This window comes from Paraburkholderia sp. CNPSo 3076, assembly GCF_026343935.1.
In the GTDB taxonomy this organism is placed as follows: Bacteria; Pseudomonadota; Gammaproteobacteria; order Burkholderiales; family Burkholderiaceae; genus Paraburkholderia; species Paraburkholderia nodosa.
In genome coordinates, this window is the sequence record NZ_JAPMAL010000012.1 from 159,171 (window position 1) to 179,846 (window position 20,676).

At 63.4% G+C, this 20,676-nt stretch carries 22 protein-coding genes; 8 read left to right on the top strand and 14 right to left on the bottom strand.

Annotated elements, in window-relative coordinates; all coding sequences use genetic code 11:
* Positions 1 to 22: 22 nt before the first annotated feature.
* The 5 genes from M3A49_RS15900 to M3A49_RS15920 form a co-directional block, all read right to left on the bottom strand.
* Complete coding sequence (locus M3A49_RS15900) at positions 23 to 316, bottom strand: antibiotic biosynthesis monooxygenase family protein (protein ID WP_028202455.1); 294 nt, start codon at positions 314 to 316, stop codon at positions 23 to 25.
* Between the two features lie 49 nt (positions 317 to 365).
* Positions 366 to 1,475, bottom strand: a complete 1,110-nt coding sequence (locus M3A49_RS15905; RefSeq protein WP_266229496.1) for an NAD(P)/FAD-dependent oxidoreductase — start codon at positions 1,473 to 1,475, stop codon at positions 366 to 368.
* A 165-nt stretch (positions 1,476 to 1,640) separates the two neighbouring features.
* Positions 1,641 to 2,756 (bottom strand): porin, encoded by a 1,116-nt coding sequence (locus tag M3A49_RS15910; protein ID WP_416338963.1) that lies wholly within the window; start codon positions 2,754 to 2,756, stop codon positions 1,641 to 1,643.
* A 196-nt stretch (positions 2,757 to 2,952) separates the two neighbouring features.
* Positions 2,953 to 3,312 (bottom strand): protocatechuate 3,4-dioxygenase, encoded by a 360-nt coding sequence (locus M3A49_RS15915; protein WP_028202458.1) that lies wholly within the window; start codon positions 3,310 to 3,312, stop codon positions 2,953 to 2,955.
* Positions 3,309 to 4,154 carry a gallate dioxygenase gene (locus tag M3A49_RS15920; protein WP_266229498.1) on the bottom strand — a complete coding sequence of 282 codons (846 nt, stop codon included), beginning with the start codon at positions 4,152 to 4,154 and terminating at the stop codon, positions 3,309 to 3,311. Before M3A49_RS15920 ends, M3A49_RS15915 begins: the two co-directional genes overlap by 4 nt.
* A gap of 373 nt (positions 4,155 to 4,527) precedes the next feature.
* Between M3A49_RS15920 and M3A49_RS15925 the strand changes: the two genes are divergently transcribed.
* Positions 4,528 to 5,268 (top strand): GntR family transcriptional regulator, encoded by a 741-nt coding sequence (locus M3A49_RS15925; RefSeq protein ID WP_254356281.1) that lies wholly within the window; start codon positions 4,528 to 4,530, stop codon positions 5,266 to 5,268.
* A gap of 40 nt (positions 5,269 to 5,308) precedes the next feature.
* Positions 5,309 to 6,568 (top strand): LysR family transcriptional regulator, encoded by a 1,260-nt coding sequence (locus M3A49_RS15930; RefSeq protein WP_254356282.1) that lies wholly within the window; start codon positions 5,309 to 5,311, stop codon positions 6,566 to 6,568.
* 68 nt (positions 6,569 to 6,636) lie between these two features.
* On the opposite strand, the gene M3A49_RS15935 is transcribed toward M3A49_RS15930, so the two are convergent.
* Complete coding sequence (locus tag M3A49_RS15935) at positions 6,637 to 7,521, bottom strand: bifunctional helix-turn-helix transcriptional regulator/GNAT family N-acetyltransferase (RefSeq protein ID WP_254356283.1); 885 nt, start codon at positions 7,519 to 7,521, stop codon at positions 6,637 to 6,639.
* Positions 7,522 to 7,653: 132 nt separating this feature from the next.
* Between M3A49_RS15935 and M3A49_RS15940 the strand changes: the two genes are divergently transcribed.
* On the top strand, positions 7,654 to 8,244 hold the full coding sequence (locus M3A49_RS15940; protein WP_266229500.1) for an isochorismatase family cysteine hydrolase: 591 nt from the start codon (positions 7,654 to 7,656) through the stop codon (positions 8,242 to 8,244).
* A 176-nt stretch (positions 8,245 to 8,420) separates the two neighbouring features.
* On the top strand, positions 8,421 to 8,972 hold the full coding sequence (locus M3A49_RS15945) for a hypothetical protein (protein WP_266229501.1): 552 nt from the start codon (positions 8,421 to 8,423) through the stop codon (positions 8,970 to 8,972).
* A gap of 99 nt (positions 8,973 to 9,071) precedes the next feature.
* Here the strand turns inward: M3A49_RS15945 and M3A49_RS15950 are convergent, their stop codons facing one another.
* The gene (locus tag M3A49_RS15950; protein WP_266229502.1) at positions 9,072 to 9,665 is read right to left on the bottom strand and encodes an NADPH-dependent F420 reductase; all 594 of its coding nucleotides are present in this window, start codon (positions 9,663 to 9,665) and stop codon (positions 9,072 to 9,074) included.
* A 64-nt stretch (positions 9,666 to 9,729) separates the two neighbouring features.
* Positions 9,730 to 10,470: an SDR family NAD(P)-dependent oxidoreductase gene (locus M3A49_RS15955; RefSeq protein WP_309249183.1), complete on the bottom strand. Its 741-nt coding sequence runs from the start codon at positions 10,468 to 10,470 to the stop codon at positions 9,730 to 9,732.
* 122 nt (positions 10,471 to 10,592) lie between these two features.
* Here M3A49_RS15955 and M3A49_RS15960 point away from each other — a divergent pair, with 122 nt between their 5' ends.
* Positions 10,593 to 11,483 carry a LysR family transcriptional regulator gene (locus tag M3A49_RS15960; RefSeq protein ID WP_254356286.1) on the top strand — a complete coding sequence of 297 codons (891 nt, stop codon included), beginning with the start codon at positions 10,593 to 10,595 and terminating at the stop codon, positions 11,481 to 11,483.
* A 27-nt stretch (positions 11,484 to 11,510) separates the two neighbouring features.
* Here the strand turns inward: M3A49_RS15960 and M3A49_RS15965 are convergent, their stop codons facing one another.
* The gene (locus M3A49_RS15965; protein ID WP_266229505.1) at positions 11,511 to 12,401 is read right to left on the bottom strand and encodes a LysR substrate-binding domain-containing protein; all 891 of its coding nucleotides are present in this window, start codon (positions 12,399 to 12,401) and stop codon (positions 11,511 to 11,513) included.
* Between the two features lie 101 nt (positions 12,402 to 12,502).
* Between M3A49_RS15965 and M3A49_RS15970 the strand changes: the two genes are divergently transcribed.
* Both M3A49_RS15970 and M3A49_RS15975 read left to right on the top strand, forming a co-directional pair.
* Complete coding sequence (locus M3A49_RS15970) at positions 12,503 to 13,093, top strand: LysE family translocator (RefSeq protein WP_266229507.1); 591 nt, start codon at positions 12,503 to 12,505, stop codon at positions 13,091 to 13,093.
* Positions 13,094 to 13,095: 2 nt separating this feature from the next.
* On the top strand, positions 13,096 to 13,488 hold the full coding sequence (locus M3A49_RS15975; RefSeq protein ID WP_266229509.1) for a cupin domain-containing protein: 393 nt from the start codon (positions 13,096 to 13,098) through the stop codon (positions 13,486 to 13,488).
* Positions 13,489 to 13,523: 35 nt separating this feature from the next.
* Here the strand turns inward: M3A49_RS15975 and M3A49_RS15980 are convergent, their stop codons facing one another.
* A complete protein-coding gene (locus tag M3A49_RS15980; RefSeq protein WP_266229553.1) occupies positions 13,524 to 14,624 on the bottom strand; it encodes an NADH:flavin oxidoreductase/NADH oxidase in 1,101 nt (366 codons plus the stop codon).
* A gap of 223 nt (positions 14,625 to 14,847) precedes the next feature.
* Between M3A49_RS15980 and M3A49_RS15985 the strand changes: the two genes are divergently transcribed.
* A complete protein-coding gene (locus M3A49_RS15985) occupies positions 14,848 to 15,270 on the top strand; it encodes a hypothetical protein (protein ID WP_266229555.1) in 423 nt (140 codons plus the stop codon).
* 75 nt (positions 15,271 to 15,345) lie between these two features.
* Here M3A49_RS15985 and M3A49_RS15990 read toward each other — a convergent pair whose 3' ends face one another.
* The 4 genes from M3A49_RS15990 to M3A49_RS16005 all read right to left on the bottom strand — a co-directional run bounded on the left by M3A49_RS15990 (position 15,346) and on the right by M3A49_RS16005 (position 20,535).
* Positions 15,346 to 16,416, bottom strand: a complete 1,071-nt coding sequence (locus M3A49_RS15990) for a porin (protein WP_266229510.1) — start codon at positions 16,414 to 16,416, stop codon at positions 15,346 to 15,348.
* Between the two features lie 97 nt (positions 16,417 to 16,513).
* A complete protein-coding gene (locus M3A49_RS15995) occupies positions 16,514 to 17,581 on the bottom strand; it encodes an ABC transporter ATP-binding protein (protein WP_266229512.1) in 1,068 nt (355 codons plus the stop codon).
* Positions 17,574 to 19,322 (bottom strand): ABC transporter permease, encoded by a 1,749-nt coding sequence (locus M3A49_RS16000; protein ID WP_375541788.1) that lies wholly within the window; start codon positions 19,320 to 19,322, stop codon positions 17,574 to 17,576. Before M3A49_RS16000 ends, M3A49_RS15995 begins: the two co-directional genes overlap by 8 nt.
* Before the next feature lie 124 nt (positions 19,323 to 19,446).
* A complete protein-coding gene (locus M3A49_RS16005; RefSeq protein ID WP_266229514.1) occupies positions 19,447 to 20,535 on the bottom strand; it encodes an ABC transporter substrate-binding protein in 1,089 nt (362 codons plus the stop codon).
* Positions 20,536 to 20,676 lie beyond the last annotated feature (141 nt).

Consider the following 20,676-nt stretch of genomic DNA (forward strand, 5'->3'; position numbering starts at 1 on the left):
GCGGCTGGCCGCGCTCAGCCTGTCACTTCACGACGACCTGCGTATGCCCCACGACAGGCGGCTTCTCGAAGTACGGACCGACGAGGCGGCGCCATTCCTGAAAGTCATCCGACTCGCGAAAGTGCACCATGTGATCCTCGACGGTATCCCACTGCACGACGAGCACATACTGGTTCGGCTCTTCCACGCCGCGCTGCAGTTCCACGCTGCGGCAGCCGCGCGCGCGGTGAAAGAGCGGCAGCGCCTGCGCCACGTTTGCCTCGAATTCGGCGTTCTTGCCTGCGCTCACCGTGATGTGCGCCATCTCGTAGACCATCCTGTTCTCCTTGTGATTCGCGTTGGTTTGCGTTGATCCGCTACTGCAGTCAGTGTGTGTTCAGGCGGTCGATCACTTCGTCCGCAATCGCGAGCGAAGCCGTCAGCCCCGGCGACTCGATGCCGTAGAGGTTCACGAGCCCGCTCACGCCGTGCTCGCGCGCGTCCTGGATCACGAAGTCGCCGCCATGCTTGGCCGCGGCCAGCTTCGGGCGAATGCCAGCATAACCCGGTTGCAGCGCGTCGTCAGGCAACGCGGGCCAGTAGGTGCGAATCGCCTCGTAGAATTTCGCCGCGCGGCCCGGGTCCACGGTGTAGTCGATCGTGTCGATCCACTCCACGTCGGGACCGAAGCGTGCCTGGCGACCAAGGTCGATCGTCAGGTGCACGCCCAGCCCCCCTTCCTCCGGCACCGGATAGATGAGCCGTGAAAACGGCGCCGCGCCGGCAAGCGAGTAGTAATTGCCCTTCGCGTAGCGCCCCGGCGCGATCGATTGCGCCGGCACGCCTTCGATGCAAGCCGCGATCGGCTGCGCGTAAAGGCCCGCGCTGTTCACCACGCGCGTGGCGAGCAATTCCATCGGCTCGTCGCCGCCTACCTTCAGGAGCGTCGGCTGGCCCGGCCGCACGAGGCCGCCCGTGACCGGCGAGCAAAACGCGAGCATGCCGCCCGCCGCTTCGAAGTCGCCCTGCAGCGCGAGCATCAATCCGTGGCTGTCGACGATGCCCGTGGAGGGCGATTCGAGCGCCGCCACGCACTCGAGCGCGGGTTCCCGTGCGCGCGCCTCGCCGCGGTCAAGCCAGCGCAGGTCGTCCACGCCGTTGGCGGCCGCCGCCGCGCGAATCGCACGCAGCGCGTCGAGTTGCCCTTCGTGCGTCGCGACGATGAACTTGCCGCAACGGCTGTACTCCACGCCCTTCTCTTCGCAATACGCGTAAAGCTTGTGCTTGCCTTGCACGCACAGCCGCGCCTTGAGCGAGCCTTGCGGGTAGTAAATGCCCGCGTGTATCACTTCGCTGTTGCGCGAGCTGGTGCCCGTGTCGATGGCGTTCTCGCCCTCGACGAGAACCGTTTCCCAGCCCTGCTGCGCGCACGCGCGCGCAACCGCGAGACCGACCACGCCCGCGCCGATCACGACGCAATCCACCGTATCCGTCATGAAACTTCCTTCCTCGTCACGCGAGTGCTGTTTCGACTGGCGCTATTTTGCCCAATTCGCTCGCCTTTCGTGAAAGGATGCGCACCATGAAAAAAACGCCGCCCGATAGGTCGATCGATCGGGCGGCGTCAAACAACTACCGGAGATGATGAAGCTAGCGGTGCATTAGAAGTGCGTATGCAGGCCCACGCGCGCAACCGCCTGGCTCTGTCCGCTCGAAGCGCCATCCGAGGAGTTCATGCCGTTGATCTGCGCAAGACCGCCCGAGCTGGCGCGCTGGTACACGCCCAGCACGTACACGCTGGTGCGCTTGGAAAGCGCGTAATCGACGATCGCCGCGACCTGGTGCGCGTGATTGTTGTCGACCACGTCGTTGCCCTTCATGTACATGTACGACGCGCCTGCGCTGAGTGCAGGCGTGAAGTTGTAATGCGCGCCCACCGAGCCCTGATACACCGAGCCGCCGTTGGCCGAGTTGTGCACGGTGGTGAAGAGCGCGTTCGTGATCCAGCCGCCAAAACGGTAGTGCGCGCCGATACCCCAGTTACGCACGCTCACGTCGCCTTCGCCCGTCACGACGGTCTTGAGGTTCGTATAAGCCGCGTTCACGCCGAACTCATGCGCCGAGTAGTTCAGCGCGAAGCTCGTGCCGTTGGCCGTGCCGATCGAGCCGGCCACGCCTCCGAAGCTGTACATCGCGCCCGCGCTGAAACCGCCGAACGTCGGCGACAGATACTTCACCGAATTATTGACGGTTTCGCCAGCCATCCGGTCCCAGTCGAACGACCCGGTCGGGTTGTCTGGCAGCGCGAGCTTCTGGAACGGACCCGCGCGGAAATCGTAGAAGTGGCCCGAGAGCTCCGCCGGATCGTTGCCCGCGAAATACAGCGAGTCCGTCATGAAGTCGTACTGGTTACCGAGCGTGAGCTTGCCCAGCTTGTCGTTGCTCAGACCCAGAATCGACGTACGGCTGAAGAGACTCTTGTTCGGCATGAAGGCGCCGTTGTCCACCTGGAACTGGTTGACGAGCTGGAAGAAGGCCTTCGTGCCGCCGCCCAGGTCTTCCGTGCCGGTCATGCCCCAGAGGTTCGGGCCGTTCACGCCGTCGTCCATCTTGACGTTGTGCTTGCCGCCCTGGTTGCTCACGTAGGTAATGCCCGTGTCCATCATGCCGTAGAGCGTCACGCTGCTTTGCGCGAACGCCGGTGCAGCACACGCCATCACACCGATGGCCCCCGTAATCGCCAATGCAATCTTTTTGTACTGCTTATGATCCTGCATTCTCCAAGTCTCCTGTTTTGAACAAACCTGTTTATTCGAGCATCGAAGGGTAGCGCTCTCGCCGCCCCGAGATCCGGCGAGCCGCACGAGAAGCGCGCGGCATGGGGGGCCGCGCGGGTCAAACGCGTTCGAGTGGGCGCAGCGCCCGCCCGTACGCAAAAGCGATTCAGGACATCAAAATCGGTCAGGCAAACGCTCAGACCGCGTCGGGCACCTTGCGCGTCTTCAGGAACGCTTCGAGGGTTTCGCCGCGCATGCTCGCGTACATGCCGAGATTCGTGATCTTCACCACGCGCGCGAACTTCTCGAGCACGAAGAAGCACACGCCGTATTGAATGAGGCCGAGCCAGTCCGTTGCGTCGACGAGCGCGCGCTCCTCGCTGGTGAGCGCGGCGGCGTCGTAGGCGGCCTTGCGGTCGCGCAGCCACAGTTCGCGCGCTTGCGGCAGGCGCATTTCCCAGAAGAAGCGATTCAGGCGCATGGCCTTCATGCTCTGGCGAATGTCGAAGGGGTACGTGCCCGTCAGTTCCTCGATGCCAACCAGTTGCGGATTCATTGCTGGCCCTCTTCCTCGTACACCGTGACCGCCATCGCCGTGCTGGTCGCGAGATAGTAATTGCGATGGACTTCGCGGATCTTGCCGCCCAGCGCCCCGCGCATGGCGAGCCACATGATCGTCTCCACGCTTTCCGCGCCGCCAAGGCGCACGTAGTCCACGTGCTTCATGCGTGCAAGGCGCTCCGGATCGTTGACGATCAGGTCGAGGAACTCCATGTCCCATTCGGTGTTGTTGTAGCCGCTGCGCTCGCCGTGCACCTGGTGCGATAGTCCGCCCGTGCCGACCACCACCACGTCGAGATCCTGCTCGAACGATTCGATCGCGCGGCGCAGCGCCTGGCCGATCCGGTAGCAGCGGTTGGCCGTGGGCAGCGGATACTGGAGCACGTTCACCTGGATCGGCACCAGCGCCGCGGGCCAGCCGCCTTCGTGCGGCAGCATGAGCGAAAGCGGCGAGTTGCAGCCGTGGTCGAGCGGCTTGTCCTGGAAGATCGTGAGATCGAACTCGTCGTGTACGAGTTGCTCGGCGATATGGATCGCGAGATCGGGGTGGCCCGCGATGTCCGGCAGCGCGCGCTTGCCCCCGCCTTCGTCGGCGAACTCGTGCCCGGCGGAAACGCCCAGCGCGAACGTCGGGTAGCAGTCGAAGAAGAAGCTGTTGGCGTGGTCGTTGTAGAACATCACGAGCGCGTCCGGCTTGCGCTCGGCGAGCCACTGCGCCACCGGTTCGTACCCCTGGAAGAGCGGCGCCCACGCGGGTTCGTTCTGCTTGCCCTTGTCGTATGCCATGCCGATTGTCGGCACGTGCGATGTGCCGATGCCGCCCACTATTCTTGCCATGATCTTGCCCTCTGCTGCTGTTCATGCGGCGCACTCGCGCCGCGCTGGACCGGATGCGTCGACAGACGCCTTCGATCCATCACTTGGGATACGAAATTACAAAAATGCCACCTGAACCGTAAGCAAGGGTTAACCACGAATTTTTCCATTTCCCTCATGAATTCAAGGCTTCTGCGCGCTTGCGCACACTCGGCCGATCGCGCAAACCCGCGCGGCGCAACGGTTTTTGGTATCCTGAAACACCATTGCGGGAACTGCGGCCGATCCGGCCCGGCAACCCCCTCATAAACGAAACAGATATCAAAAGAACGAACTCGCAAGGGCCACGCGCGCCATACGCCGCGCGCCTCGCCCGTGGCGATTCACGCATGACATGAACGGGACGACCCAGCAAACCATCGTGCAGGCGCTGCGCACGCGCATCCTCTCCGGCGAACTCGAGCCCGGCGAGCGGCTCGTCGAGGCGCAGCTCGCCGAGCGACTCGGCATTTCGCGCACGCCGCTGCGCTATGCGCTGAGTGTGCTCGCGACCGAAGGCCTCGTCGAGCGCTCGGGCGCGCGCGGCTACACCGTGCGGCGCTTTTCGGTGACCGACGTGCTCAACGCCATCGACGTGCGCGGCGTACTCGAAGGGCTCGCCGCACGCACGGTTGCCGAGCGCGGCGTGGACGCGGCGCTCGCGCGCGCGCTCGAAGACTGCCTGCGCGAAGGCGACGCGATTTTCGCGGCCGGCGTGCTCGACAGCGAAGCGGAAACGCGCTACGCCGCGATGAACGGCCGCTTCCACGCACTGATTGTGCAAGCGGCGCACAATCTTGCGGTGAGCGCCGCGCTCGGGCTCAACGACAAGATTCCATTCGTCTCGCCGGGCACGGTGGTGTTCGACAAAGCCGCGCAGCAGCGCCAGTTCATGATGCTGTCGTATGCGCACCGCCAGCATCACGCCATCGTCGGCGCGCTCGTGAACGGCGAAGGCGCGCGCGTCGAGGCGCTAATGAAAGAGCACACGCATATTTCGAAGGAGAGCCTCAATCTCTCGGTCGACCGGCTGCATCTGAGCGCGGCCGACAACGTCGCCGCCGCAGTTGGCACGATTGCCACGGTCGCCGCATGAGACACGGCGCGTATCCCACCCAAAACGACATGATCGAGCCGTGAGCCAGCCCGAACTTCTGAACCTCGCGCATCTGCGCGCTTTTCGCCTCGTTGCCGACACAGGCAGCGCCACGCGCGCCGCTTCGGCCCTGTATCGCGCGCAATCGGCCGTCACACGCTCGGTGCAGGAACTGGAGACGGCGCTGGGCGCGCCGCTCTTCGAGCGCAAGCCCTCGGGCATGCTGCCCACGGCCGTGGGCCGCGTGGTGCTCGAGCGCTGCGCGCGCATTTTCGGCGAACTGGAAGAACTCGCGCAGTGGTGCGCCGCGCGCCAGGCGCGCCGGCGCGCGTTGAGCGAAGGCACGCTGCCCGCGTATCTGCTCAACACGCGGCGGCTGCAGCTATTCGTTGCTCTCGCGCGGCACCGCCATATGCCGAGCACGGCCAATGCATTCGGCATCAGCCAGCCCGCCGTGAGCAGCGCCATGCGCGTGCTCGAAAGCGGCTCGGGTGTCACGCTCTTCCATCGCGGGCCGCGCGGCGTGCTGCTCACGGCCGAGGGCGAGACCTTCCTGCTGCACGTGCGGCGCGCGCTCAACGAACTGCGCCACGTGCCCGACGATATCGCGGCGCTGCACGGCAATATCCAGGGCGCGGTGACGGTGGGTGCGCTGCCTTTGGGCCGCACGCTGATCCTGCCGGCCGCCATCGCGCGCCTTTCCGCGCAGCATCCGGGCGTGCGCGTGGTGACCGACGAAAGCGCTTATGAACTGCTCGTGGCGGGCCTGCGCGCGGGCGATGTGGACTTCGTGCTCGGCGCGCTGCGGGAAAACGATGCGGCAAGCGGCCTGGGCAACGAACGATTGATGTCGGAGGACATGATCGTGCTCGCGCGGCGCGATCATCCGCTCGCGAAAAAGCACGGCCTCACACTGAACGATCTGCGTGATGCGCAGTGGATACTTTCGCGCACGCATTCGCCCTCGCGCGGGCTGCTCGAAGCGCAGTTCCGCCGCGTGAAGCTCAAGCCGCCCCTGCCCACCGTCGAAACCGCCGATCTCGCCGTGATTCGCGGGCTGCTGCTCGGCACGGACATGATCACGGCGCTCTCGGCGCAGCAGTTGCACTACGAAATCGAATCGGGGCAGTTGGTGATTCTCGACGTGCCGCTGCAGCACACGCGCCGCGATATCGGGCTTACGCTGCGCGCGCAGGGCTCGCCCTCGCCTGCGGCACGCGCGCTGATCGACGCGATCCGGCTCGCGGTGATGGATGTTGCGCGCGCAACGCGCGTGGTGGAGGGGCGGCGCGCGGGGTGAATCCGCAACCTGCATGAGACGATCATCAGCGACAATCGAAAGTCCGTAGTGCAAAGCGTTGCGGCCGTTCAGGCCAGACGCTTTTCAAACCAGTGATGGGCATACGGTTCGGCGTTGAATGCATCGACTTCGACGAATCCTGATTGCCTGTATAGCGATATCGCCTCACGCAGAGTTCGATTCGTCTCTAGACGGATAACGCGCGCTTTGGCCTGCCGGGCACGTTTCTCCGCCTCGGCAATCAACCGGCGGCCGACGCCCATGCCGCGCGCGGAAGGACTCACCCACATTCTCTTGAGTTCGGCCGGGGACTTCTTGTGAAACTTCAGCGCGACGCAGCCGATCGGGTCTCCATGGAGTCTCGCGACGATTAACGCACCTGCGGGCGCCGTCAGTTCGAGAGCATCTGCCGACAGGCTCATGGACGGGTCGAATCCTGCTTCAAAGCGCTGGTCGAGTTCGCCGAAATACTGTTCAAAACACCAGCGCGCGTCATCGCTATCAGGGTTCTCAAGCGCAAAATGCACAAGCGATGCCTGTAGCAAACGCTCGACCTCAGACATGGCTTCGATCAGTCGCCGACGCTGCTTGTCGCCGAGAGGTTCGAGCACGCGTAAAGCGACCGCGTCGGAGAGCCGTTCGAGTTCGGCCCTTTCGATGAGGCCCTCCTCAGTCAGGCAGGCCCGGCGAACCCGGCGGTCGTTCGAATCAGTGAGGACAGCGACAAGTTTTTGCCGCTCAAGCGACGCCAGGGTACGGCTGACATAACCCGAATCAAGACTTAGCCGCGCGCGAAGCGTACGAATATCCGCCCCTTCGACACCAATCTCCCACAGCAGGCGCGATTCACCCATCGGGCGGCCTCGTCCGAGGAAATGATCGTCGATAGCGCCGATGCTTTCAGCGACGATGCGGTTAAAGCGACGAATCTGGGGAATGGCTGACGAACTCATATCTCTGACTTTAGTCAGAGATATTGCATCCGTCAACCTCGAGCCGAGGAATGCGGTTCTTTCTCCGCGCGACCGGCCGTGAATGGAATGGAGGCGGTAGTATTGCCAGCGGATATTGAGTGGGGGGCAGCCGTGAATCAGGAAAACGCGTTAGATGGTGCGGTGGCAATCGCGCCGGCGCAAACCGCGCTTCTCGTCATGCACTATCAGACCGACATTCTCGGGCTCTTCCCCTCGGTCGCGCCGGCCTTGCTTGCCAATACGCGCAAGCTCTGCGACGCGGCGCGGACCAAAGGCGTCGGCGTTTATTTCGCCAACCTCCGCTTCAGTCCGGGCTATCCGGAAGTCAGCCCATTGAACAGGAATGGCCAGGGAATCAAGCAACTCGGTCTCTTCGTCGACGACCAGACCTCGCCGGAGCTGGGCCAGCGGGCTTGCGAACCGGTCATCGTTGCACACCGGGCCAGCGTGTTCTTCGGCACCGATTTGCAGGCGCGACTTCTCGCACAAGGTGTCGATTCGCTGATTATGGTCGGCATTGCATCGACCGGCGTTGTGCTGTCGTCGGTCGCGTATGCGAGCGACGCGGACTTCCGCCTGTACACGGTCAAGGACTGCTGCTACGACCCAGATCCGGTGGTACATGAACATCTGTTCTCCACCGCATTCGATTCGCGCACCACGGTACTCTCGCTCGCGGACGCCTTGCTGCTGCTCGCCTAGACGTTCGGCGTCCGCTCTCGAACCCATCTGGGCCAGTCGAGTGACCTCGATCGCACGGTTCACGCAACGGCGGAAAAGCGATCCGTTGACGTCATTCGAATCGCGTCGATACACGCATGCATTGCCCCACTCGTCGGCTCGACACGTGCAATGCCAGGGTTAACCTCGATAAATATATGCATAACGCACGCCGTAATACTGATTCTTACATCGAGACTGGCCCGTTGGAGATGAGAACGCTAACGTTTGCGCAAGGACTACGGGTAGCCGGGGACCACACAATCACTTTCCGGAGTCATTGCGCTCGCATCACGCTCGCAGCTTTTGTCGGCATCCTGGCGGGATGCGGAGACGCCGTTTCGGATTCGGACATCCAGTTCGTCACGGCCGCAATGCCAGCGCAGTTCGAGGCGTTCCGCATGTACGGCGCAGTCCCCTTTCGCGACGGCTCACCCGGTTTGTCCGCTCATGCCCCAGCCCGGCTCCAGCAGGGCTGCGAGGCGGTCGTTCGTTCGGCGAAGGGCAGTTTTCGCGAGTCGGTGGTCCTCGATAGCGAATCGGCCGAGTACTTCGAACTCGATGTTTCGCGTACGGCTGACGGATGGACTGTGACAACCGACAGCCTTGCCGCACCGAGCGGCAACTCCGTGGGGCTTCGCACCCAGTTCACGAACTGCCTGACTGCAATCAAGGACAAGCTGCGGGCCCAGCCGGACTCGATACAGTGAGCCGTGGTCCCGCATGGCGAACGGGTAGCGTCCGTCCACCAGCAACGCTATGCCCGCCATGAAAGCGCCATCGTCGGAAGCGAGATAGCGCGCGGCCGGTCAGTCGAACTTGACCAGATCCTGGAAAACCAGCTGGGCCCACGTGTTGCCGCGTGCCTGGATGAGGAGACCGCCCTCGCCGATCCTCCCGAGTTCGACCGGCGCGAACCCGAGCCGGTCGACGAGGGCCGACACCGAAGCGCTAGCTGCGTCGTCGTCGCTAGCGACGAACACGACCCGCCGGCCGCCATGCGGCGTCGTTGGCCCCTGCGCCAGCGTGGCTGCGGGCAGGTGGTTGAAGGCCTTCACCAGCTTGGCGCCCGCAAACGCCTTTGCGACGGCCGCGCTCGAAGGCAACCCGTCCAGCTCCTTCACAGGGACGCCGTACGCGTTCATGGCGTCGATCACGATCTTCCCCTGCCAGCTTTCGGCGGCCCGTGCGACGTCCTCGTGAGCCCCGAAGGGGACAGCCAGGATGACAACGTCAGCCTCGATCGCTTCCTCGATCTGCTGCGGAACCAGCGACGGCCCAATCTGCGCTGCGAGTGAGTCGACCGGCCGCCTGCCTGCCACGGCTACCTTGATGCCCTGATCGGCGAATGCCTGAGCGATGGCCGTGCCGATCTTGCCAAGCCCGATGATTGCGTAGCTCATTGAACTCTTCATTCGGCTTCCTGAATAACAGAACAATCACATTGACGGACTGCGTGCCTCGGCCTCAGACCTGGCCGATGCCGCCGTCATTCATCAAATCCGCGCCCGTCATATAGGAACTCTGTTCGGAGGCGAGAAAGAGTGCCGCGCTGGCCATCTCCTCGGCCCGGGCAAGTCGACCGAGCGGAACCATGCTTTGGTACATGCTCACCAGATCCTCGCGTGTCGCCGACTGGGCGTCGAGAATCGGCGTGTCGGTGACGCCAGGGCTGAGCATGTTGACGCGAATGCCGCGATCCTTGAATTCGGCGGCCCAGGTGCGCGCATAGGAACGCAACGCCGCCTTGGTCGCCGCGTAGGCGGTGTGCCCGGGAATGCCCATGACGTGCATGGCCGAAGAAACCAGCACGATCGATCCACCCCCCGTCATCATCGGCAGCAGCTTCTGCACCAGAAATACGGGGCCGCGCGCCATGAGGTTGAATGCCTTGTCGAAATGCTCCGGCGTGATGGTGTCGATCGAAGCCTGCTCGGTAAAGCCCGCGTTCGACACGATGATGTCGACGACACCCGTTTTGTCCCTGACTGCCGCGGCGACGCGGTCGAGGTCATCGAGATTCGCAGCGTCGGCCTGGATCGCGGTAACGTTGCGTCCGATCAGTTTGACGGCCTCGTCAAGCTGGCCTCGCCGACGGCCGAAGATAAAGACGTGAGCGCCTTCGGCGACGAACCGCTGGGCGATCGCCAAGCCGATACCCGTCGTTGCGCCGCTAATGACGGCAATCTTGCCTGTGAGAGTGGACATGGGAAGCTTCTGCCTGTTGGTGAACGGTAGTGACATCGTAATTGCCGCCCCCACGAATGATAATTAGCGGAGTTATCATGAGATTTATTCTTCCAGAGAATGGGTCTCACGAGAGACATGCAATGGATCGGTTTCACGAATTAAACGCCTTCATCGCCGTTGTCGAAGCGGGTGGCTTTTCCGCCGCCGCGCGTAGAACCGGCGATTCACAGTCCGCCATCAGCAAGGCGATCGGCGCGCTGGAAAAGCGCCTGGGCGTGCTGCTATTGAACCGAAGCACACGCAGCGTGACCCTGACGGATCAGGGGCAGAAATACTACGAGCGCACCAAGCCGTTGCTGGACGAGATCGAGGTAGCCGACAATGAGCTGAGCAGCAGCACGCTCGATGTCTCGGGACTCGTCCGCATCGCCGCCGCCTCGACATTCGGCCGGCTGCACGTTCTTCCGCTCATTCCCGAACTGCTGTCGCGCCATCCTGGGCTTCGGGTCGATCTCGTGTTGTCGGATTTCGTCCGCGATATGGTGGAAGATCGAATCGATCTCGCGATTCGGGTGGGAACCGTCAACGATCCGGATTCGGTCGTGAGGAAAATCGCCAGCACCCCGCTGGTCTGCGTGGGATCGCGCCGCTATTTCGAGCAACACGGCACACCGAAAGATCCTGCGGATCTCGCCGGGCACAATTGCCTCGTCTACGGCGGTCTGATGGAATCGGCGAACTGGCCGTTTCATGGGCCGCAAGGCCGGTTCAGCGTACCGGTGCGAGGCAACCTGTCGTCGAATAGCGTCGAGACGATCCGGTCGGCCGTGCTCGCGGGTGTGGGAATCGGCCTCTTCGCGAAGCTCTCGCTGACCGATGAACTCAAGCATCCCGACATCGTCACCGTGCTGGACGACTTCATTGGGGACGCCCGTGATGTCAGTATCGTCTGGCCGAGGCGTCGTTTCGTGCCTGCGCGCGTGCGCCGGATCACCGACTTCTTTGCGGCTGCGCTGCCGCAGCGCGTGTAGAAGCGCGACGGCTTCAAACGCACGACGTCACGCAATGCTCGCAAGCTGCGCGCGTCGAGCGCCTGCGTCGTTCGACATCGATTCGCGCACGTGGCGCGCGAATTCCTGCGCCGCGGGCTGAACCGTTGCGGGCAAGCGCAGACAGATCGCGAACGGCGGCAGCGCGGGCAAGCCGGTTGCTCGAGGCGCGAGCGTCTCGAGGTCGGCCGGCACCGTGGAGGCGAGCCAGGTCGTGATCGCGAGGCCCGCACGCACCGTCGCGGCGGTCGCCTCGATGTTGCCGCTCTCGAAGACCGTGCGCCACGCAATGCCCTCGTTTGCGAGCGCGCCGAGTACGACCGGCCGGAAGGCACATCGCTCGTCCACCATCGAAAGCGGCAGCGGCCGCTTCTGCCAGGCATCGCTGCCGCGCCCCCGGACCCACACCAACGGCTCGATGCGGACCACTTCGCCTTCGGCTTCGCTCGCGACATATTCGACCAGCGATATATCCACGCGGCCGCTGTGCACCGCTTCGCTCAATTCCGGCGACGCCGCACACACGAGCGAAATCTCCACTTGCGGATGCGCATCGGCGAACGCCTTCATCGCGGGCGCGAGCGGTGTCACGAGATCGTAGGGCACGCCCACGCGCAGGCTGCCGCGCAGTGATCGACCGGTCATGTCGGCCCAGATTTCGTCGTTCAGCTGCAGCAGCTGGCGCGCCTTCACGAGAAATGGCTCGCCATGGCGCGACAGCTCCAGCTTGCGCGTCTTGCGCACGAACAGCTGGCAATCCAGCACCTCTTCGAGACGCTTCACCTGCTGGCTCACGGCGCCTTGCGTCATGTGCAGCAGATTCGCGGCGACCGTCATGCTGCCGCTATCGGCGACGGCAACGAAGGTGCGGATCAGATCGAGGTCGAGGTTTCGGCTCATTGACGCATTATGCCGCGTAATGGATCGCATCAGAATTATTGCCTTTGATGAAGCGTCGGCGATCCGTACAGTGCAAGTTTCATTCACCTGACTCTGCACCGATGACCTCGATCCTGCCGCTTCTGCTGTTTGTCGTCATTGCGACCGTGACACCCGGCGGCGCAACCACGCTCGCCACCGCTTCGGGCGCGCGCTTCGGCTTCGCGCGTTCGATTCCGCTGATGCTCGGCATCGCGATCGGCCTCGCTTTGCTCGCCGCCGTCGCCGGGTTCGGGCTGGGCGGTCTGCTGCTCGCGCTGCCGTCGCTGCAAACGGCCGTCAAGGCAGTTGGCTCCGCGTATCTACTCTGGCTCGCGTGGCGCATCGCGCGCAGCGGGCCGCCCAACGCAGGCAACGGCCCCGCGCACCCCATCACGCTCGTCAACGGTTTCCTGCTGCTCTGGCTCAACCCGAAAAGCTGGGCGATGACGGTCGGCGCGGCGGCGTCGTTCGCGCTGCTCGCAAGCAGTCCGAACCGACTCGCACTGCTGCTCGGCGCCGCGTTCGGCGTGGCCGCGTGCGTCTCGCTCGCACTGTGGTGCGCGCTCGGCGTGCTGCTCGCCCGGCTCTTTCACACGCCGCGCCACTGGCGCATCCTCAATCTCGCGATGGGCGTACTGCTCGCCGCATCCGTCATTCCAGCATGGAGATAACGATGCCTGGTCATCCGTTTGCTGAATCGTTCGACCTTGAAGCCGCGTTCGCCGACGTGTCCGATTACTGGTCGCCGAAAGTCGTCGCCCAGGTCAACGATCAGTACGTGAAGGTCGCCAAAGTGCGCGGGCAGCTTGTGTGGCACGACCACGAGCACGAGGACGAACTGTTCTTCGTTGTGCGCGGCCATCTGAGGATCGAGTATGACGGCGGGCGTGTCGTCGATCTGCCCGCGGGCTCGATGCACGTCGTGCCGCGCGGCACGCTGCACAATCCAGTCGCAGAGGACGAATGCTGGATCGTGCTGATCGAGCCCGTGCAGACAATGCATACGGGGCGCGTGGAATCGCCATTGACGCGGACGATCGAAGAGCAGTTAGGCAGCTCGCACTGAGACGGCCCAGCCCCCCGGACATCGACAAGACGGATTCAAACGAACACCTTTGGCAACCGGCTGGGTTGAGCGCGAAGATACTGCTTCGGCGCCCTGACCTGAGCCCCGAAGTGAGCGGCAGCGTGCCAGGGCCAGCGCGGGTCGAAGAGCACGGCCCGGGCCAGCGCGATCAGATCGGCGTCTCCCGCGCTGAGGATGGATTCGGCTTGTTCGAACTCGGTGATCATTCCAACGGCGATGACAGGGAGCGTCGTCGCCTGCTTTACAGCCCGCGCGAAGGGAACCTGATAGCCGGGCCCGACCGGAATTTGCGCGGCTGGATTCGAGCCGCCGCTCGAGACATTGATCGCGGCGCAGCCTCTGGCCTCCAATGCGCGGACAAAAGCGATCGTGTCGTGCACGGACCACCCGCCGTCCACCCAGTCAGTCGCGGAGATCCGCATCGTCACGGGGCGATCATGCGAAAACGCGTCTCGCACGGCTTCGAAGACCTCGAGTGGAAAGCGCATCCGGTTTTCCAACGAGCCGCCGTACTCGTCGTCCCGGTGGTTCGAGAGCGGCGAGAGAAATTGATGGAGCAGATAGCCGTGCCCACCGAGGATTTGAATGAAGTTCAGGTCGAGCCGGGAGGCGCGTTGCGCGGCGGCCGCGAAGGCATCGCGAATGGCGGCCAGACCGTCGCGGTCCAGGGCGGCGGGCGGTGTCTCACCGGCCGCGAAAGCGACCGGGGATGGGCCGTGGGTGTTCCAGCCATTTGCGTGACCACGAGGAATCTGTGCGCCGCCGTCCCATAACTTCTGCCGCGAGCCTTTGCGGCCAGCATGGTTGAGCTGGATGCCAACCGGCGTGTCGGACCAGCGCCGAATGCCCTGCAGCACGCGCGCCATGGAAGTTTCGCACTCGTCCGAATAGAGCCCCACGTCGCCATAGCTCGTGCGCCCCTCGGGCGTGACCGCCGTCCCCTCGATGGTCAGCGCCGCCGCACCTGAAAGCGCCAGTTGGCCGAGATGAATCAGGTGCCAATCGTTCATCTGGCCGTCTTCGGCCGAGTACTGGGCCATCGGAGCGATGACGATCCGGTTGGCCAATGTCAGGTTGCCGACTTGTATCGGCGTGAACAGCGTTGGATGGCTCAAACCGGTGCCAGTTGCTGCTGTGCCGCTAATGACGGAGGCTTTGCCTGCGAGTGTGGACATGGAAATCTTCTGCCGGGTGATGAGTGACAGGGAGATCGTAGTGGCCACATAGGGAAGCGATAATTCGCAGATCCTTCATAAGGCTAATTCCCCACGAGAATAGCCATGAGCGGCGGTTGTGGCCGCCTGAGCGGTTATGCTGTTCGTCAGCACAGGAGGCACCATGCCAGAAACATGGCAATTCCAGGTCCGCATCACCGTCGTGCCCGCGGTGGCCGATGCGCTGCGGGCGAGCAGCCCCTATGAGGGTCGCGACTTGCTTGAAGCCGTCTTGCGCGAGTACAACGCCGCTTTGAAGTGCCAGTTCGACGCATTCGCCGATTATGTGGAAGAGGCGGAGCGTGCCGGGCGAGACCGCTATCCGCTGTATCAATGGACGAAAGACACGATCGCCAATCCCGGGAAAAAGGCGAAGTACCTGACGTCGTTTGCGGTGTACGTTGGCGGCGAAGAGGTCTACGACCGGGAAAGCGCCGACGGGCTGTATGCGCGGCTCTCGGCCCTCGCTGGCCGGGTGGGCATCGAAAGCGTGAACCGGTTCGATACGAACCCGGCCAACAATCCCCAGCCGCCCGTGCGCAAGTGAGACAGACACCGGTTCTGCCGCATCGCATCATCGTCTTGGGCTACCCAGGGGCTTCGTACTTGCGCCAGAAAGCACTCAGAACCGATGCTGAACGCCAGCCGTCATCCCTGTTTGCGTGTCGGCCGCACCGACGAGGTCGCGCGACAAGCCCACCTTCTGACCGTGCTGAGCCATCGCATATCCGCCGGAGACATAGAGCAGCGTCCGTTTGGAAAGCGAGTATTGCCCGCGCAGCGAGAACAGCGTCGGATCGGCGTCGCTCGCTCCTTTGATGTTCTGATGATAGATCGCGCCGAGCAGCGTGAAGTACGGGTTGAAATCGTACGAGCCGCCGATCCAGTACATATCACTTTGCAGCGTTGCCGCCGCAGTACTGAATGTCTTGCGATAATTCCGGTAACCGGCCATCGCCTTCGCCGCGCCGAAGTCGTATGAAAGACCAGCGTGGATGCCCTGAATGTAGCGGGTCTGATCGACGGGCGTGACGCTGTCCGCCGCGCCGTTTTGTCGATCGTAGGTGACCACGGCAGCGAACGGACCGCCGGCGTAGCCGAGCGCGAAGTCGTATTTCGAACTCGTCTTCATGCTCCCCGGCACATTGCCGAACCCATACAGCGCGCCCAGCTTGATCCCGGAGAATTCGCCGTCGTAGCGCACGGCGTTGGCCGAGCGGGTGAACAGACCGTCTTTGCGCCCGCCCGTCGCGCTCGATGATGTCGCCCATGAATAGTTCGGCGCATAGCCCATCGGATCGAACGGCAGCATGTAGTCGTACGTCACCGTGAAGGTGCGCCCGAGCGTCAACTGCCCGAAACGATTTTTCAGCCCGACCGTAGCGCGCCGGTCGAAGATTGCACCGGGGCCGTCGTCGAAGGTGCCGTTCGCGATGTTGATGCCGCTTTCGAGCTGGAATACCGCCTTCAGCCCGCCACCCAGGTCCTCGACGCCGCGCAGACCCCAGCGCGACGTATTCTTGCCGCCCGAAACGAGCCGTGCAGAACCACCGTTTGCGCTGGTGTGATTCGTGTATTCGACGCCCGCATCGACGATCCCATAGAGGGTGACCGTTGATTGCGCCTGCGCGACGGCGGCGATGCCCGCGCATGATAGACCCAACATGGTTGTTCTTGTGATATGCGACTTCATTGTCTACTCCCAGTTTCTGCGTTGGATTCCGGTGGCGGCATGCGCCAACCCACGGTTACTGCAGCTGCAAACAAGCTTGAATCGCACGAGCCCCTCGTCAGCCCGCCTGGGCAAAGGCCCAGCAGTTGTTCGCCGGCAGTTCGAGCCAGTGCTCGCCGGCGGCGCGTGGTTGCACGCCGAAGGCACGCAAGCGCAGTTCGCCGCAATGGAACAGGTATTCCCAGCGATCGCCGAGAAACATCGACGTGACGAGTTCGGCGCGCAGGCGGTTCTGCCCGGGACCATCGACAACCTGAAGACGCTCGAGCCGGATCACCGCTTCGACTGCCTGACCGGGCCTAAGCGCTTCGCGTGCGGATGCCCGCAACGTCCAGCCCGCGCCGCTCAATACAACATGGCTCGGTTCGACAGCGCAGACATGTCCTTCGAAGCGATTGTTGCTACCCATGAAATCGGCGGCGTACAGCGTGCGGGGCGAATCGTAGAGGTCTGCCGGCGAGTCTTCCTGTTCGATGCGACCGTTGCGTAGCAGCAGGATGCGATCGGACATCGCCATTGCTTCGGTTTGGTCGTGGGTCACGCATAGCGCCGAGAGGCCGAGCGTGACGATCAGCTCGCGCAGCCATGCGCGAGCTTCCTCACGAAGCTTTGCGTCGAGGTTCGAAAGCGGTTCGTCGAGCAGAATCACCGGCGGGTTGTAAACGAGCGCCCTCGCGATGGCGACGCGCTGCTGCTGCCCACCCGACAACTGATGGGGATAACGCGCGGCGAGAGCACCGAGGCCGAGTTGATCGAGCGCGGCCTGAACCCGACGCTTGCGCTCCGGGGCCGACACGCGACGCAGCTTGAGCCCGTAGCCGACGTTTTCAGCCACGGTGCGGTGCGGCCACAAAGCGTAGGACTGGAACACGAGACCGAGCGAGCGCTGCTCGACGGGCAGATCGATGCCGGCTGCGCCGTCGAAGAAGACGCGTTCGTCCAGCTGGATGCGGCCCGATGAGGGCTGTTCGAGACCGGCCACCGCACGCAGCAGCGTGGTTTTGCCGCTGCCCGATGCGCCGAGCAGACATACGACTTCACCCGCCTTCAGTTCGAACGAGACGCCCTCGAGGATCGGATGCGCGCCGTAACTCAGATGGAGGTCGTTGACCGAGAGCTTATCCATGCAATTTCACTCCGAAGCGCAAGGCCACGGCGAGACCGGCGCCGACCATTGCGATGTTGATGACGGAAAGGGCGGCGACTTGATCGACAGACCCTGCGGCCCACAGTGAGACGAGCAGGGCGCCAATGACCTCGGTGCCGGGGGAGAGCAGGTAGACGGCAGTCGAATACTCGCGCTCGAAGATCATGAAAATGAGTAGCCACGCGGCGAGCAGCCCGAAGCGCACCAGCGGCAGCGTGACGTCGAGGCTGACGCGCGCACGTGTGCCGCCGACGCTGCGTCCGGCCTCTTCGAGCTCGGGGCCGACCTGCAGCAGCGCGCTCTGGATCAGGCGCATGCCGTAGGCGAGCCACACAACGGTGTAGGCCACCCAGATGCTCCACATCGAGTTCTTGAGTTCCTTGAGGCCGGGGACGAAGAGGAAGACCCACAGGAACGCCAGTCCGGCGAGCAGGCCTGGCACGGCGCGCGGCAGCAGCACGATGTAATCGAGAAGGCGGGCGGCCCAGTCATGCTGGCGATGGCCCGCGAAGGCGGCCAGCGTGTAGAACCCGACCGCGAGCGCGCCGCCCAGCACGCCGATGCCGAAGGTGTTGAAAATGGCCCGAACCAGATTGCTGTGCTCGAACAGTTCGGAGAAGTTCGCGAGAGTCAACGTCTCGACGAGGTCCACGCCTTCGCCCCAGTGAGTGACAAATGCTCGCAGCACGATGCCGGAAAGCGGCACGAAGATCGTGAGCAGCAACCAGAGCGCGACGACGGCGAGCGCGACCCAACGCCATGTACCGAGTGCCAGCACGGTCTGCCGCGTGGCTTTGCCCTTGAGAGCGACGAAGCGATTGGCGCTCTTGAGCAGATGCCGTTGCAGCAGCACGAGCGGAAAGGTCACGGCGATGATGCACACGGCGACCGCGGCCATCAGGTGATACGAGGGCACGCCGAGCTTGTTGGTGAGCTTGTAAAGATAAGTGGCCAGCACGAGATGCCCTTCGGGGTCACCGAGGACGAGTGGCAGACCGAACACCTCGAAGCCGAGGAAAAACACCAGTACGCCGGCAAAGAGCAGCGCGGGCATGCTCATGGGGAGGCTCACGTCGAGGGCCACGCGCAGCGGCCGGGCGCCCGATACGCGCGCGGACTCCTCGACGTCGGAGCCAAGGTTGCGCAAGGCCGCCGCGGCATAAAGATAGACATGCGGCACGTGCGTCAACCCGACGATCACGGTGATCGCGAAGACCGAATACACGTTCCATGGCGTGCCCTCCATGCCGGTCAACTGCTTCCACCAGATCGAGTAGAAGCCGGCTGGGCCTGCGGCGATCACGTAACCGAAGGCGAGCACCATCGGCGAAACGAAGATGGGCGTGAGCAGGACCGGTTCGAGCCAGCGGCGTCCTGCCAGATCGGTGCGCACCATCAGGAAGGCCAGGATGCCGCCGAGCGGAATGGAGATGAACAGCATGCCGCTCGCGATCGTGAAGGAGTTGCCCGCGGCCGACCAGAAATCGGCGTCGGTAAAGATGAAGGCGAAGCCGGCCAGGCCGAAGGTGCGGCTCGCGTCAAAGAAGGGGGCGCTCAACAGACTCTGGAACACGATGAGCGCAACCGGTAGCGCGACAGCGACGGTCAGTACCGCGATGACGAGCCAGCGTAGCAAGCCAGCCAGGGGGCGCAGCGGCCCCTCGGGCAGCGCCGGAATATCGCTTATCTCCCTGGCATGGAGCGGCACCGCGGCCGGGATGGGCGCGCGTCGTGAAAGCATGAGGGTCCTCCCGCGGCACGCGGCCGCCTATCGAAAAGGGAAACAGGGAGAGCGCACCGTGAAGCGCCCGGCGCTTCACGGCGTTCGCCGTGTCAGGCGTGCGCTAGCGCTTGATCGACTGTTGCCATTGCCTGAGAAATTCGAGGCGCTTGGCCTGGTCGAGATAGACGAGCAAGCCGGAACCGACCGGAATCGGCTTAAGCGAATCTCCGAGCTGTTCGGTCAAGCCGGCCATCGAAGTCTCGCCGGTCACGTCGGCGCGGATCGAGAAGAGGTTCGCTTCGTTCGCAATCAACGTTTGACCGCGTTTCGAGAGCACGTAGTCGACCCACAGACGCGCTGCATTGGGGTTCTGGGCCTTCTTCGAAATGGTGAGCAGGCGGCTGACCACCTGCGTGTAATCCTTCGGGTAGACATAGCCGATGGATGGATCTTTTTTGGCCTTGCTATACGCATAGGATCCCAAAATATTGTAGCCAAGCAAATTTTCGCCGGAGGAGATGCGCTCCATCATGGCGCCGGTACTCGACTGCAGCTTCGGACCGGTCGCGCCGATTGCCCGCACGAGTGCCCACGTGACCTGAGGGTTCACGCGTGCATCCTGGGTCAGATAGTTGAAGCCGGTACCCGACTTCTCGATGTCATACGTGGTGACCTTGCCCTGGTAGCGTGCCGGCTGGGTCTGTAACAGCTTGATCAGGTCGGCGCGCGTCTGCGGTACCTCGCCTGCCGGCATCAGGCGTTTGTTGTAGACGATCGCGAGGGGCTCGAAGGTCGTGCCCCAGGCCTGCTTCTGATATTGCGACCACACCGGCAGATGCGGGGTCTCGGGCGACTCGTAGGTCGCCATCAGACCGTCGTTGACGAGCTTGATCTGCAGGTCCATGGCCGAGCTCCAGAGCACGTCGGCGCTCGTGCTGCTCGCGGCGTTCTCGCTGATGAAGCGGTTGTAGAGCTCGGTGCTGTTCATGTCGTTGTATTCGATTTTCACGCCATACAGGCTTTCGAAATCCTTGATGAGGGGCTTCGCGATGGCGGCATCCGTTGCGGCGTAGATGATCAGTTTTCCTTCTTTTTTTGCGGCTTCCACCGAGGCTTGGTAGTGGCTCGGGTATCCGGCAGGAACCTGCGCCCAGACCGGGCTGACGGTGAGTGCAAGAGCGAGCGTAGCGGCACAGCGTTTGAATGACATCGGTCATGTCTTCCTCCAGGTCAAGACGGGCTTTTATCTTGTGTTGGCGAATGGTAAGGTTTAAATGCTTTCTGTACGCTTTCAGCCAGGGCGAAAACTGGAAGGAAAACGAATGATTCATCTCATGGATTTCCCTGGGGG

Coding starts and splice junctions, on each gene's coding strand:
- M3A49_RS15900 (WP_028202455.1), bottom strand. CDS start 316: ATGGTCTACGAGATGGCGCACATCACGGTGAGCGCAGGCAAGAACGCC.
- M3A49_RS15905 (WP_266229496.1), bottom strand. CDS start 1,475: ATGACGGATACGGTGGATTGCGTCGTGATCGGCGCGGGCGTGGTCGGT.
- M3A49_RS15910 (WP_416338963.1), bottom strand. CDS start 2,756: ATGCAGGATCATAAGCAGTACAAAAAGATTGCATTGGCGATTACGGGG.
- M3A49_RS15915 (WP_028202458.1), bottom strand. CDS start 3,312: ATGAATCCGCAACTGGTTGGCATCGAGGAACTGACGGGCACGTACCCC.
- M3A49_RS15920 (WP_266229498.1), bottom strand. CDS start 4,154: ATGGCAAGAATAGTGGGCGGCATCGGCACATCGCACGTGCCGACAATC.
- M3A49_RS15925 (WP_254356281.1), top strand. CDS start 4,528: ATGAACGGGACGACCCAGCAAACCATCGTGCAGGCGCTGCGCACGCGC.
- M3A49_RS15935 (WP_254356283.1), bottom strand. CDS start 7,521: ATGAGTTCGTCAGCCATTCCCCAGATTCGTCGCTTTAACCGCATCGTC.
- M3A49_RS15945 (WP_266229501.1), top strand. CDS start 8,421: ATGCATAACGCACGCCGTAATACTGATTCTTACATCGAGACTGGCCCG.
- M3A49_RS15950 (WP_266229502.1), bottom strand. CDS start 9,665: ATGAGCTACGCAATCATCGGGCTTGGCAAGATCGGCACGGCCATCGCT.
- M3A49_RS15955 (WP_309249183.1), bottom strand. CDS start 10,470: ATGTCCACTCTCACAGGCAAGATTGCCGTCATTAGCGGCGCAACGACG.
- M3A49_RS15960 (WP_254356286.1), top strand. CDS start 10,593: ATGGATCGGTTTCACGAATTAAACGCCTTCATCGCCGTTGTCGAAGCG.
- M3A49_RS15965 (WP_266229505.1), bottom strand. CDS start 12,401: ATGAGCCGAAACCTCGACCTCGATCTGATCCGCACCTTCGTTGCCGTC.
- M3A49_RS15970 (WP_266229507.1), top strand. CDS start 12,503: ATGACCTCGATCCTGCCGCTTCTGCTGTTTGTCGTCATTGCGACCGTG.
- M3A49_RS15975 (WP_266229509.1), top strand. CDS start 13,096: ATGCCTGGTCATCCGTTTGCTGAATCGTTCGACCTTGAAGCCGCGTTC.
- M3A49_RS15985 (WP_266229555.1), top strand. CDS start 14,848: ATGCCAGAAACATGGCAATTCCAGGTCCGCATCACCGTCGTGCCCGCG.
- M3A49_RS15990 (WP_266229510.1), bottom strand. CDS start 16,416: ATGAAGTCGCATATCACAAGAACAACCATGTTGGGTCTATCATGCGCG.
- M3A49_RS15995 (WP_266229512.1), bottom strand. CDS start 17,581: ATGGATAAGCTCTCGGTCAACGACCTCCATCTGAGTTACGGCGCGCAT.
- M3A49_RS16005 (WP_266229514.1), bottom strand. CDS start 20,535: ATGTCATTCAAACGCTGTGCCGCTACGCTCGCTCTTGCACTCACCGTC.